Origin of the sequence: Thalassotalea sp. PLHSN55 (assembly GCF_052030545.1) — a bacterium.
Taxonomy (GTDB): Bacteria; Pseudomonadota; Gammaproteobacteria; order Enterobacterales; family Alteromonadaceae; genus CANMXU01.
Map to the genome: position 1 here is coordinate 387,709 of NZ_JBPDIH010000005.1, position 13,314 is coordinate 401,022.

The following is a 13,314-nucleotide window of genomic DNA, read 5'->3' on the forward strand; positions in this document are numbered from 1 at the left end:
CGACTATTTTTTCACAATTAAAGCTGTCGATATTTAGGTTAAGCAACCGTTAATTTATTAATACTAAGAGCAATACTGTTAATGTAAAAAGTACTTTTTTGTTGGATTAACATCGCCATCATTATTTACATTCGATATTTTTAATTTGTACGCTTTAGTAAATTACATACGTCTCAGCATGTATTTATACTTATAAGAATTTCACACGGAAGAGTCAATTTACTGAACGCCGTTTTATGTAACAATGTTGATACATGAAAAACAAGTAAAACTTGAAGCGACTATGAAACAGGTTCATGTTGATATGGATGTGACTTATAGTAAGCGTAAAATGCTAACTGAGTTGCGATCAATGGGCTTTGATTAAGGTATTCATAAAGTAAGAACATCGATGAAGCTTGTCGCTAAACGATCGAAACAGTATCGTTTATTTAAGAATAAATAGTAGATTTTTACATACCTACCATTATGACAACTTAATTCATTCGAATCACTTGGCTGTTGTAACTAAGCAACGCTTGATAGAGGCTTACTAGCAAATTTATATTAAATAGTTTTGGAATGCATAAAAAAGAGCTATAACGAAAATCGCTATAGCCCTTTATTTATATTTGGTGCGATGGAGAGACTCGACAACGGAACTTAAACCTCTGTTATAAAGGAACTTTAATTACAAATAAAACACTCAGTGTTACCACCAGTGTAACTAAAGAATAAAATCACCTTATAAAGCATCTCTTTTGACTCCTCTATTTATGACTTCGGAAAAACCTTTAATTTAAGTGTTCAGAAAACATCACGTCCATTTGTTTGGCAGCCATAGGCCAGTACCTTTTTTCTAATTCAATTATCCTATCTCGTTTTTGTTCAAATGTTTTCCAGCGCATCCATTTAGGTTTTGGCCAGTAAGCAACTTGTTCAAACATATTGTTAACATCAGGCCAATCATTACCCCATAGCTCTTTTCTAAGCTTTCTAATACGCCTCATCAGTCTCGCCTGTGGGCGTTCGCTTTGGCAATTGTAATGTAAGCCAATACATTGCCTACAAGCATAGGCATATTTAATCGCGTAAAGACTCTGGCGTTGTTTTTGGCAATAAGGGCAAGTGATATATAGTTTATTGCTTGCGCTTCTATTATCGAGCTTTAGCGCTATTTGATGTGGTTTATTATTTATGGTGAATGTCATATAACGAGCACCATTTTTATTTTCTTCTAGATTTAGCTTTTGATGATCACCACTAAGGTGTTTAGCATTAAGTGAATAGCGACCTAGTGGTGATTTAAGCAAACACTTAAACACGTTAGCATTTACGTGGTGATATTCCGCAGTGTAAGCCCTTGTTTGCGTTCTACCGTAATGATGACCTTTAGGCATATTTTATATAGTCCGAAAAACAGGTGGTAACTAAGTATTATTTTACCATAATTAATGTGCTTATTGTGACTCTGAAAAACGTCATTTTATGATGCTGCTTGCTTTATGAATGCCTTATTAATGCCTTACATTAAGCTATATTTTAATTCCCCGTTTTTTCTTGTTATTGAATAAGTATCTTTAAAGCATAAAATCTAGCAGCCCTTATTTAACCCTTATTTACGCATAATCATCAGTAACTTTTAGTTTTATTCGGCTTGTACCATAGTTTTTCGTTTGCTCAGGTTTATAACCTTTGCCACGTGCTTTCGCTAAATAGGATATGCGCCAGATAGCCGCCTGTATCGACTCATAGCCATTCCTTTTAGTGTTGTAATAGCACTTTTCAGGAAAGTATTCAGAACCGTCTAATTGCCGCCACAATTCTTTAACCTTACTAGTTATTTCGTGCGGATAATTAACTTTGTGACCATCTACCATTAACGCATAATGATAGTGTTGCTGCTTGGTTGTTTCTAGCTCCCTACACCACATAAAGCCTACACGCTTTAAGTTGTATTTACGTTTAAGCCATTTATGTAATCTACGATTAAAGGCCGTTATTATCCTGTTATTTTCAGTATTTTCATAAACTCTCAAGTCGAAGCGTATGATATGAATTTTGCTATGGTGGCTTAGCATCGCATCAACTTGATTAATCATTGTTTTAATGGCGTTTGTTATCAAGCCACTACCTTGTGAATTTACCCACCAAGTTTGGCCATTTACTGTTATTGCTTTGTCTTTAGTTATGTAAGGCATATTGATTTAATAACTAAGATATTTAGTGAAAGGATATTATTAATTACCTAGCGCTTTGTTAGTCGATACTTACTTGTAGCCACACACTAAATATAAAGGTTGAGTTTACTTTACTTAAAAATTCAAGGGTAAAAAACCTATAAACAAGGTTCAATAAGAAACAACTCAATATAAATAGTAAGTAACAGGTATGTATTCACTAACTTAATTTCTCGGTTATACTTTGATTATTGGTTAGCGATTTAGCCGTCAAACTTCATTCGCTAACCAGTTATAAGAGCCGCTTTGAAATTAACCTTTCTTAGCGGTTTTTGCTTCTTTGTAATAAGCAATTTGTTCAACCGTCATAGATAAATGAATCACTTTATGCGGTGGTATTTCACCCGTTTCATGATCTTTAGCTAAACGTTTTACATGTTCAAATTGAAAACCAGCTTTTCTTATCGATGGCGCAATACTATGAAGGTTAGCAATGCCAATATACTTAGCTGTTCTAGTATCAAGAATATGGCCATTTGATAGAACTAAAAGCACATAGGCCTTTTGAGTGTGAAAATTTTTGGGTTCAGGTAAGCCAAGTTCAAGGCATTTATTTTTGTGAAGCATCATAATTAAATACCTCCCTTGTTAGCTGTTCTGCTGGCTATTAGGTCTTGAACAAGCTGTTTTATTTGCTCTGTTGCCTGTCCTTCAACTCTTGCTTGAATTACAGCTTCTACTTCATGCTTGATGTAAGCTACGGCACGATCACCAATAGATATTGGAGGACAGAATAGTCCTGCTTTTTCATCTAGTTGTAATGCGGATTTAGATCTGGCGGTGAGAGCTAAAACTTCGGGTCTACGAATTAATTGGTAGTGTTTTTGTGTGTTAGTGTTCATTTTGAATCCTTATTGGTTATGGGATTCAAAATATACATAGACGAATTGTCGCTAACGGGTTAGCGGTATTTATTTATTTTTTAATCGAGATAAACGATTGCTTATAGCTGATATAGGTGTAGATTTTGGTTTCTCATTTGCTGACTCTTTTTTATTAGTCCACTCGATATGTTCTTCGGTAATAGTCTCGATAAAACTATCACGGATTTGTGACTCTGCTTCAATCTTAGTGACTACTTCATTACTAGAGATATCAGGTTTTTTATCTAAGAGTTTTTTTATGAATTTATTTAAATCATCATTCCTAGTTTTCTTTGAGTTAGTGCTGTTTATTATTGATACGTGATCAATAGTCAAAGGGGTCTTTAACATGATTAACTCTAGCGTATCACTCAGCTCCTTTTCACTATTATTATCACTGGGTAGCACATATAAGCACTCCTTAATTAAATTAATCTGTTCCAATAGATATTTAGATTCAACATCTTTTTGAATGTCATTTAATAAATCTATCGCATCAGGTAAAGGAGGACGTGAAATATTTTTAACTGTCTGTTGGATAATATTATTTCTCACTTCCCACCAGTTATCTCGCTCCAACCAACTGTTAAACTCTAAAATATAATTATCAAAATAATCTGGCCTATCCTTTATTCTTTCTAACCTATAAATTAATTGCTTGAGATGTAGTGTTGCTGTGCTTTCAATCAACTGTATTTTGCTAGCTCCCATTTTCATTAGGCTTCTTATATGAAATGGTTCAAGCTCCTGTGTATTTATTTGCTTAGTCATATCTAACCTACCACCTTGAATTGATTAACGGCTTTAGCTATTTGTTTTCCAGTTTGCGCCTGTTCAATATATTCAGACCACCAATACATTAACTTACGTCTACGTTCTAAATACTCAGCACGGTTATATGCTCGCCTTACTTCGTTCTTTTCTTGATGGGCTAAAGCTGACTCAATAACATCACCATCAAAGCCTTGTTCATTTAATGTTGTACTAGCAAGAGAACGCATACCATGAGCAACTAACCGACCTTTAAAGCCAATACGTTGTAATGCCTTGTTGGCTCTTTCTGAGCCACTCGGTTGGTTTGGGTGTCTATCAGCAGGGAATATGTATTTACGCTCACCACTGAGCTGTTTAACGCGCCTTAAAAGATCTAATACTTGTTCAGTCAGTGGCACTGTATGTTCAACTTTCATTTTCATACGCTGGGCAGGAATTACCCATAGCTTGTTTTCAAAGTCGATCTCATCCCAACTAGCACTAGCCGCCTCACTTGAACGAACCATAGTATGTAATTGAAATTCTAGTAAGCATCGAGTGACTATTGTTATATTTGAATAACTAATCGCTTTCATTAATTCTGGTAATTCTTCAGGCTTGATGGTCGCCATGTGCGTTACTTTTGGTGTTTCAAAAGCAGACCTTATTCCTGAAAGCGGGTTATGGTGTATACGACCCGTATTAACCGCATGTTTCATGATCTCGTTAATGTTGCCAATCACTTTTTGTAGTGTTTCTAAACTGCCTTTCGCGGCTAATGGCTTTAATATTTTAATAACTTCTGGTGCGAGTAGTTTATCTATTGGCCTATGCCCTATTTTTGGAAACACATGGTTTTCCATGTTACGCCATAAACTTTTTGATGTGGTTTCAGCAATTTTAGTTTTTTTTATTTCAAACCATTCAAGCGCAATACACTCAAGCGTAAATGCCATTTTTAGCTTTTTATCACTTAGTAAATCATCACGGTGTTCTTTAGGATCGATATTGTTGGCAAGTAATTCTTTAGAGCTTGAACGCTGCTTTCTAGCTTGTGCTAATGATAAGGCTGGATATTGACCTAAACTGAGATTTTTTCTTTTTTTAGTGATGGGGTGATAATAGTTAAAGATCCAGCTTTTAGTGCCTGTTGTTTTAACTCGTAACTGTAGCCCCTCGCCGTCTAGCAAGGTGTAATCTTTATCTTTTGGCTTAGCCTGTTTTACTTCTGTATTGGTCAGTGGTTTGGTTATTTTAGCCATTTTGGTAACACCAGCTTTGTGATAGTTGTTCAGTGTTACCATTGATGTTACTAAAAATGCTGAGTTTTACAAACCTTTATTAATTCTCTTTAACCATAAAAAACCCGAGAGCCTTGTTTTAACTAGGCTTTCGGGTCTTTATTGGTTCTCTTAGAACCTTGTTTTGGTGCAGATGGAGAGACTCGAACTCTCACGCCCTAAGGCACCACCCCCTCAAGGTGGCGCGTCTACCAATTCCGCCACATCTGCATTAAACTTTTAAGCTGTATTACTTATTTTGAGGAAATAAGTAGCTTAGTTTGGTACGTCGCTATCAGACTTGCTGTCAGCCGCTGGAACGTCGCTGTTAAGCTTTGGTTCAGCACTTTCTGAAGGAATAGCGTCGTCAGCTGGAATACTTTGTTCTGTAGGTGCTACTTCTAAGTTATTCCACTCGTCTGTTGCTTTTACACGGTTTGCCGTTAAGTTACCTAAAACAAGGCTGATTGCAAAAAATGCAATGGCTAACCATGTGGTCGCTTTAGTTAAAAAGTTACCTGAGCCGCTAGAACCGAAAATGGTAGCAGATGAACCGGCACCAAATGATGCACCCATATCTGCGCCTTTACCTTGTTGAATTAGCACTAAGCCAATTAAACACAAAGCGACGATTAAATAGATAATAATTAATACTTGATACAACATTCTTTAGGATCCTTTAGCTGCCGAACAAATCACTTTGAATTCGTCGACTTTTAAACTAGCACCACCGATAAGACCACCGTCTATATCAGCCTGTGCAAATAATTCATCACAGTTGCTCGCGTTAACGCTGCCACCGTACAATAATGGTACTTTGTTAGCCACTTCTTCGTTCAAATTGGCAAAATAGCCACGAATAAACGCGTGAGTCGCTTGTGCCATTTCTGGCGATGCTGTTTTACCTGTACCAATCGCCCAAACGGGTTCATAGGCAACAACAACATCTTTAAATCTTTCAACCCCAATTGCATCAACAACAGGTTGAAGCTGCTGAGTTAATACAACTTCTGTTTTTTCTTCGATGCGCTCTTGTTCGCTTTCACCAATACATAAAATTGGCGTTAATCCCGCATCAAGAATTACTTTAACTTTTTCAGCAACCTTTTCAGAGCTTTCTTGATAAATACTGCGTCTTTCCGAGTGCCCTACAATAACATATTTCACTGACATTTCTGTCAACATATTTGTAGAAACTTCACCGGTAAAAGCACCACTTAAATGCTCATTAGCATTTTGTGCACCAAGCGCAATATTTTCATTTAATCCTTGTTGTGAGATTTTATCTGACATTAAGGCTAAATAAGGATAGCTTGGACAAATAACAACACTCGTATGCGCTGGTGGCACATAGCCTGACAAACTTTCAACCATGCTAGAAACTAGCTTAGTATCTCCGTTCATTTTCCAGTTCGCTGCAACGATAGCTCTTCTATTCATTTGTCTTTCCTAAATCAAAGCGGCGAGATATTAACTAACCTCTGTCAAAGTTACAAGTGTTAAGGTTAATATCTTGCTCATTTGGTTAATATTCAATCGAGAAGCTCAAAAAAAGTTAAATTTAACAGGCTTGTTTTACTGCATCAGCAATTTCATTTGCCAATGAAGTCACTTCTTCAAGCTCTGGTCCTTCTACCATGACACGAATGAGTGGTTCAGTACCTGATTTTCTTAACAATACGCGACCACGTCCGGCAAGTTTTTCGTTGACTGTGTGTACTGCGCCCACAACGCTTTGATCGGTCAATGGATCATTGTCGCCAGAGAAACGTACATTCACTAATACTTGCGGTAATTTTGTCATGCCTTGGCGAAGTTCATACAAACTCTTTTTACTTTGGCATACGGCGGTTAATACGTTTAAAGCAGCAACAATACCATCGCCAGTAGAGGTATGATTTAAGTTAATGATGTGACCAGAATTTTCTGCGCCTAGATGCCACCCGTTTTGGGTGAGCATTTCCATTACGTAACGATCGCCCACTTTACTGCGCGCAAACGGTACGCCTAAATCAGCAAGCGCAATTTCTAAGCCCATATTGCTCATTAAGGTACCAACTACACCGCCGCGCATTCTGCCAGACTGAATATCTTGCGAGGCAATGATGAAAACCACTTCATCGCCGTCAATTACATAACCGGTGTGATCAACCATCATTAATCGGTCACCGTCACCGTCAAGCGCAATACCTAAATCGGCTTTATGTTCAACCACAGCACTGCTGATCATGTCCATTGATGTGGCACCGCAACCGTCATTAATATTGGTGCCGTTAGGAGATGCAGCTAATTCAACCACCTCCGCGCCCAATTCACGAAACACGCTAGGCGCAATATGATAGGTTGCGCCATTTGCACAATCGACGACAATTTTTAAGCCGCTTAACGACAATTCACTTGGGAACTGACCTTTACAGAATTCAATGTATCGACCAGCTGCATCGTCGATGCGTGTCGCTTTACCAAGTGCCGCAGATTCAACACAACCCATATCGTTATCAAGCTCTGCTTCAATGGCAAGTTCAACATCATCAGGTAGTTTTTGGCCATCTTGAGAGAAAAACTTAATGCCATTGTCATAAAATGGATTATGCGAGGCACTGATCACTATGCCAGCTTCAGCTCTAAAGGTTTTGGTTAAATAGGCAATACCTGGAGTTGGCATTGGTCCTAATAAACCGATATTAACACCAGCTGCAGAAAAGCCCGCTTCAAGCGCTGATTCCAGCATGTATCCCGAAATACGAGTATCTTTGCCAATAAGGACTTTTTTTGTGCCTTGCGCTGCTAAGACTTTACCGGCAGCGTAACCTAACTTCATCACAAATGTTGGGGTAATTGGATATTGTCCAACTAAGCCACGTACACCGTCAGTACCAAAATATTTTCTTGCTGACATAATTCCTCTCCTTGTCAGTTATTTGCTGTTTGGCTAGTTTAAGATGCCAAATTAACAGCTTGTAATACGTTAAGTGCGTCCACGGTTTCTTTGACATCGTGAACACGAATAATTTTTGCGCCTTGTTGCGCGGCAATAATAGCGGCGCTTAAACTGCCCGCTAAACGTTGGTCTACATCGCGATTTAATAAATTCCCTATCATCGACTTACGAGAAATACCGGCAAGCAACGGAAAACTAAGTGATTGAAACTGAGAGAATTTCGCCAACAATTGATAGTTTTGCTCAAGGGTTTTACCAAAGCCAAAACCAGGGTCCAAGATTATTCGATTTTTATCAATACCGTGGTTTTGGCAACTTTCAATACGCTCAATAAAAAAACTTGTAATATCGGCGATTAAATCATCATATTGCGGGTTAGTTTGCATAGTACGTGGTTGCCCCTGCATATGCATTAAACACACCTCAACGTTTGATTGTGCAACCACGGCTAAACAGTCAGGCTCTTGTAATGCTCTCACGTCATTAATAATGTCAGCACCGTATTCAATGGCTTGTGCCATAACCGCTGCTTTAGACGTATCAATAGATACGAAAATATCAAAGTGTTGCTTTATTGCTTTTAGTACAGGAATAACCCGCTCGAGTTCGTCGGTTAAGCTAACATCTTTTGCGCCTGGGCGAGTAGATTCACCGCCTATATCAATAATTTTAACGCCGTCAGCTATCATGCGCTCAACTTGAATTAAGGCTTGGTCTAACTGATTATATTTACCACCATCAGAGAATGAATCAGGGGTGACATTTAAGATGCCCATAACGGCAGGAACGTTGGTGCTAAGTAATTGGCTTAATGATGATGGTTTAGCAGACAAAAGGTTTTCTCATTTTCACAGAAGTAGATAAACGAAAGCCCCGATAGTTCGGGGCTAAATTATACCAATATAATTATTTGGCTGGCATATCGGTAGGCGTATTCAAGTCAGGTTCATCTTTAGGCGCTGAATCAGTTTTCGTTTCTGATTTTGGCGGCTCATTTGAATCTGAGTGATTATCCCACTCTGCCATTGGTGGACGTACTTCACGACGTTCCATCAAATCATCAATTTGTCTTGAATCAATCGTTTCATAATGCATTAACGCGTCTTTCATTGACTCTAAAATATCACGATTTTCGTTCAATATTTTCTCAGCACGTTGATAGTTACGGTCAACAAAAGCTTTGATTTCAAGATCAATAGATTGTGCAGTATCGTCAGACATATGTAGAGACTTAGCCGAAGTGCGACCTAAAAATACTTCGCCTTCTTCTTCAGCAAATAGCATTGGACCCATTTTTTCAGAGAAGCCCCATTGCGTTACCATTTTACGAGCAAGCTGTGTTGCACGTTCAATATCGTTTGATGCACCAGTTGATACTTTTTCAGCGCCGTAAATCATTTCTTCGGCAATACGACCACCATATAGTGATGAAATATTACTTTCTAAATGCTGCTTTGAGTGACTAAATCTGTCTTGCTCAGGCAAGTACATAGTGACACCTAACGCACGGCCACGAGGAATAATACTCACTTTGTACACAGGGTCATGATCTGGCACTAAACGACCAACAATGGCGTGACCGGCTTCATGATAAGCCGTCATTGCTTTTTCTTCTTCGCTCATTACCATTGAACGGCGTTCTGCGCCCATCAATATTTTGTCTTTCGCTTTTTCAAACTCATCCATCGATACCGTACGACGAGCAGAGCGTGCAGCAAATAATGCCGCTTCATTAACTAAGTTAGCTAAGTCTGCACCAGACATGCCTGGTGTGCCTCGAGCTATAACAGATGCTTTAACATCATCACCTAGTGGCACTTTGCGCATATGTACTTTAAGAATTTGTTCACGACCACGGATATCAGGTAAACCGACGGTGACTTGACGGTCAAAACGACCAGGACGAAGTAATGCAGGGTCTAATACGTCTGGGCGGTTAGTTGCAGCAATAACGATAACACCTTCATTACCTTCAAAACCATCCATTTCAACTAACATTTGGTTAAGGGTTTGTTCACGTTCGTCGTGTCCGCCGCCCATACCCGCGCCACGTTGGCGACCTACTGCGTCAATTTCATCAATGAAGATAATACATGGTGCAGATTTTTTCGCTTGTTCGAACATGTCACGCACACGTGATGCACCGACACCCACAAACATTTCAACAAAGTCTGAACCAGAAATGGTGAAAAATGGTACTTTTGCTTCACCTGCAATCGCTTTTGCTAATAAAGTTTTACCTGTACCTGGTTGGCCAACCAGTAAGACACCTGATGGAATACGACCACCAAGTTTTTGGAATTTAGTCGGATCTTTTAAATAATCAACTAATTCTGATACTTCTTCTTTGGCTTCATCACAACCGGCCACATCAGCAAACGTGGTTTTAATTTGGTCATCACTTAATAAGCGTGCTTTTGATTTACCAAAAGACATCGCGCCTTTACCGCCACCACCTTGCATTTGACGCATGAAGAAAATCCATACACCGATAAGCAAGATCATTGGGAACCAAGAAATAAAGATAGAGGTTAAAATGCTTGGCTCTTCTGGAAGTTCGCCAGTCGCATTCACGCCATTTTTAACTAAGTCGTTAATTAGGTCACTATCGTAACCACCAGGAATAACCGCAACGAAGTTTTCACCACCGCGTCGGATCCCTTTAACCACACCATTGCGGTCAACAGTTGCTTCGGCAATTCTACCTTGACGAACATCCTGTATAAACTGTGTATAATCTAATTGCTGATCATTGCCGCCACTCGGAGTAAAACTCTGAAATACTGACATTAATACAACTGCAATAACCAACCATAAAATAAGATTTTTTGCCATATCGCTCAACTTAACAACCTCATGCTGTTTTAAAAAATGGGAAAAGCCATTAACTTTCTATAATTTACTACAATTTAAAGCCGGTCGCTACCAGATAAACTTCACGCGACCTTGCTCTTGATGAATCGGGTTTACGAGTTTTCACGACTTTAAAGGCGGCACGCACATCTTTCATGTACTGTTCAAAGCCAGGTCCTTGGAAAACTTTCACGACAAATGCGCCATTTTTCTTCAATACTTGATTGCACATATCAAGCGCTAGCTCAACTAAATACATGCTTCGGGCAGAATCGGCAGCTTCGTTACCAGTCATATTTGCTGCCATATCAGACATTACCACATCAATGTTTTTACCATTAATACGTGTTAGCAAAGCATCGAGTACGGCGTCTTCACGAAAATCGCCTTGCAGAAAGTCTACGCCAGCGATTGGGTCCATCGATAAAATATCACAAGCAACTACTTGTCCTTTATCGCCTACGGCTTTAACCGCATATTCAGACCAGCCACCAGGAGCCGCACCTAAGTCGACCACTTTCATACCCGGCTTAATTAATTTGTCTTTGTTATTGATTTCTTCAATTTTAAACACCGCACGAGAGCGTAAGCCAAGCTTTTGGGCTTTTTTCACATATTCATCGTCAAAGTGTTCTTGCATCCAGCGTGTGCTGCTTGCGGTTTTTTGTTTGTTACTCATCTATATATTATTTATAAGCTGTTGCTGAAAGTTAGAATGTAATCGGATTGCACATGCAAAAATATGTTTAACTTGAATATTATTTATACAAAATGAAACAGCCGACATTCAAACGTTAGTAGTATTACAGACTAGATGGAGGTAAAATACTCTTAATTCAAGCTAACATGTAACGAAAATTGTTAATGAACATAAATAAAAAGCAAATTCAGCACTTAAAAGGGCTGGCACACTCTCTAAAACCTGTTGTTTTACTTGGTAGTAATGGTTTAACTGAAGCCGTAATCGCTGAAATTGACTATGCCTTAAATCATCATGAGTTAATTAAAGTAAAAATACCGACTGATGACCGCGAAGTTAAAGGGCTTATCGTTGAAGCAATTTGCCGTGAAACTAACGCTGTTAAAGTACAACAAATCGGTAAAGTTTTAGCGATTTACCGTCAGTCTCCTGAAAAGAAAATTCATATTCCAAAGTTATAATTTTCTTTCGAGTTTATGATAAAAAATGACAGCAATTGCTGTCATTTTTTATGCTTATTTTTCTGAACCCTGCTCCGGTGCTTCTTGCTCTTCAACTATGGTCACCGCTTTTTGAACGATTTTCACCCTACCTGAATCAACTAAAGCTTTTCTAAGCACGTATTCAATTTGTGCATTAACACTACGTAATTCATCATCAGACCAACGCTGCATTGCCGCTAATACATCTGGGTTAATTCTTAGCGGAAAACTTTTTTTAGCTGCCATTTTATTTCCTACTCAGCTGACAGGGCTTAATACAAACTGCCAGTATTGACTACAGGTTGTGTACTTTTATCGCTACATAAAACCACTAATAAATTACTGACCATAGTCGCTTTTCGCTCTTCATCTAATTCAACAATCTCTTTATCAGACAATTGTTTCAGTGCCATTTCAACCATGCCAACGGCGCCATCAACAATCAGTCTTCTAGCAGAAATAATCGCTGACGCTTGTTGCCTTTGTAGCATAGCATTGGCGATTTCAGGGGCATAAGCTAAATGACTAATACGAGCTTCATGGACTTTAACGCCAGCTTTCGCCAAGCGTTGTTGAATTTCACCTTTTAACGCTTCTGAAACCTCTTTAGGGTGACTTCGCAGAGCAATATTGTCGCTTTCATGTTGATCATACGGATAACTGATTGCCATATTTCGCAATGCTGACTCACTTTGAATAGTGACAAAACTTAAGTAGTCATCCACCTCAAACACCGCTTCAGCTGTGTCATCTACCGACCAAACAACCACAGTAGCAATTTCAATTGGATTACCATGATTATCGTTGACTTTCATTTGGCTGGACTCAAAGTTTCTAACACGTAATGAGATATTTTTACGGATAAATAAAGGAATAGTCCAACGTAATCCCCCCGCCTTTACCGTGCCAACATAAGTACCAAAAAACGTCATCACCTTAGCTTGATTAGGCTGCACCAAAAAGAAACCAGGAATGGCTGCAATGGTTAAAATAAACGTCAAAACAGTCGCTATTTCAATATTTCCAATCGCAGCTTGGGTAATAATATAAATACTGGTCGCCACTAATATTGCGAAAACACCATAACCACTAATTGAAAAACCTTTTTTCTCGTTCATAAAAACTCCTTACGACATAAGTGATATCACTTTGATATCATAAAGACTACATCCACATTGTTTTATATGCAATAAAAATTTTAGGTTCAGTTAACGATTTACTGT

General features: G+C 38.6%; 15 protein-coding genes and 1 tRNA gene. 1 reads left to right on the forward strand and 15 read right to left on the reverse strand.

Features of this window, described 5'->3' with window-relative positions:
• Positions 1–773: 773 nt before the first annotated feature.
• The 13 genes from ACRRSQ_RS12425 to rlmE form a co-directional block, all read right to left on the reverse strand.
• Positions 774–1,379, reverse strand: a complete 606-nt coding sequence (locus ACRRSQ_RS12425; RefSeq protein ID WP_440876065.1) for a hypothetical protein — start codon at positions 1,377–1,379, stop codon at positions 774–776.
• 219 nt (positions 1,380–1,598) lie between these two features.
• Entirely contained in the window at positions 1,599–2,180 is a 582-nt protein-coding gene (locus ACRRSQ_RS12430) for a YagK/YfjJ domain-containing protein (RefSeq protein WP_440876066.1), read from the reverse strand.
• Positions 2,181–2,471: 291 nt separating this feature from the next.
• Positions 2,472–2,789, reverse strand: a complete 318-nt coding sequence (locus ACRRSQ_RS12435) for a hypothetical protein (RefSeq protein WP_440876067.1) — start codon at positions 2,787–2,789, stop codon at positions 2,472–2,474.
• Positions 2,790–2,791: 2 nt separating this feature from the next.
• Entirely contained in the window at positions 2,792–3,061 is a 270-nt protein-coding gene (locus ACRRSQ_RS12440; RefSeq protein ID WP_440876068.1) for a helix-turn-helix transcriptional regulator, read from the reverse strand.
• A 69-nt stretch (positions 3,062–3,130) separates the two neighbouring features.
• Entirely contained in the window at positions 3,131–3,853 is a 723-nt protein-coding gene (locus ACRRSQ_RS12445) for a hypothetical protein (protein ID WP_440876069.1), read from the reverse strand.
• Positions 3,854–3,855: 2 nt separating this feature from the next.
• Positions 3,856–5,097 (reverse strand): integrase domain-containing protein, encoded by a 1,242-nt coding sequence (locus tag ACRRSQ_RS12450; RefSeq protein ID WP_440876070.1) that lies wholly within the window; start codon positions 5,095–5,097, stop codon positions 3,856–3,858.
• A 164-nt stretch (positions 5,098–5,261) separates the two neighbouring features.
• A tRNA-Leu gene (locus ACRRSQ_RS12455) sits at positions 5,262–5,346 on the reverse strand.
• Between the two features lie 45 nt (positions 5,347–5,391).
• Complete coding sequence (secG, locus tag ACRRSQ_RS12460; RefSeq protein WP_440876107.1) at positions 5,392–5,778, reverse strand: preprotein translocase subunit SecG; 387 nt, start codon at positions 5,776–5,778, stop codon at positions 5,392–5,394.
• 6 nt (positions 5,779–5,784) lie between these two features.
• Entirely contained in the window at positions 5,785–6,555 is a 771-nt protein-coding gene (tpiA, locus tag ACRRSQ_RS12465; protein ID WP_440876071.1) for a triose-phosphate isomerase, read from the reverse strand.
• A gap of 121 nt (positions 6,556–6,676) precedes the next feature.
• Positions 6,677–8,014, reverse strand: coding sequence for a phosphoglucosamine mutase (gene glmM, locus ACRRSQ_RS12470; RefSeq protein ID WP_440876072.1), 1,338 nt, complete (start codon positions 8,012–8,014; stop codon positions 6,677–6,679).
• 38 nt (positions 8,015–8,052) lie between these two features.
• Positions 8,053–8,832 (reverse strand): dihydropteroate synthase, encoded by a 780-nt coding sequence (folP, locus tag ACRRSQ_RS12475; protein WP_440876108.1) that lies wholly within the window; start codon positions 8,830–8,832, stop codon positions 8,053–8,055.
• A 130-nt stretch (positions 8,833–8,962) separates the two neighbouring features.
• The gene (ftsH, locus tag ACRRSQ_RS12480) at positions 8,963–10,900 is read right to left on the reverse strand and encodes an ATP-dependent zinc metalloprotease FtsH (protein WP_440876073.1); all 1,938 of its coding nucleotides are present in this window, start codon (positions 10,898–10,900) and stop codon (positions 8,963–8,965) included.
• 58 nt (positions 10,901–10,958) lie between these two features.
• On the reverse strand, positions 10,959–11,588 hold the full coding sequence (gene rlmE, locus ACRRSQ_RS12485) for a 23S rRNA (uridine(2552)-2'-O)-methyltransferase RlmE (RefSeq protein WP_440876074.1): 630 nt from the start codon (positions 11,586–11,588) through the stop codon (positions 10,959–10,961).
• 185 nt (positions 11,589–11,773) lie between these two features.
• On the opposite strand from rlmE, the gene yhbY reads away from it, so the two are divergent.
• Positions 11,774–12,070 (forward strand): ribosome assembly RNA-binding protein YhbY, encoded by a 297-nt coding sequence (gene yhbY, locus ACRRSQ_RS12490; RefSeq protein ID WP_440876075.1) that lies wholly within the window; start codon positions 11,774–11,776, stop codon positions 12,068–12,070.
• Positions 12,071–12,124: 54 nt separating this feature from the next.
• Here the strand turns inward: yhbY and ACRRSQ_RS12495 are convergent, their stop codons facing one another.
• Positions 12,125–12,337: a hypothetical protein gene (locus ACRRSQ_RS12495; RefSeq protein ID WP_440876076.1), complete on the reverse strand. Its 213-nt coding sequence runs from the start codon at positions 12,335–12,337 to the stop codon at positions 12,125–12,127.
• Positions 12,338–12,363: 26 nt separating this feature from the next.
• Positions 12,364–13,209 carry an SPFH domain-containing protein gene (locus ACRRSQ_RS12500; protein WP_440876077.1) on the reverse strand — a complete coding sequence of 282 codons (846 nt, stop codon included), beginning with the start codon at positions 13,207–13,209 and terminating at the stop codon, positions 12,364–12,366.
• Between the last annotated feature and the right edge of the window lie 105 nt (positions 13,210–13,314).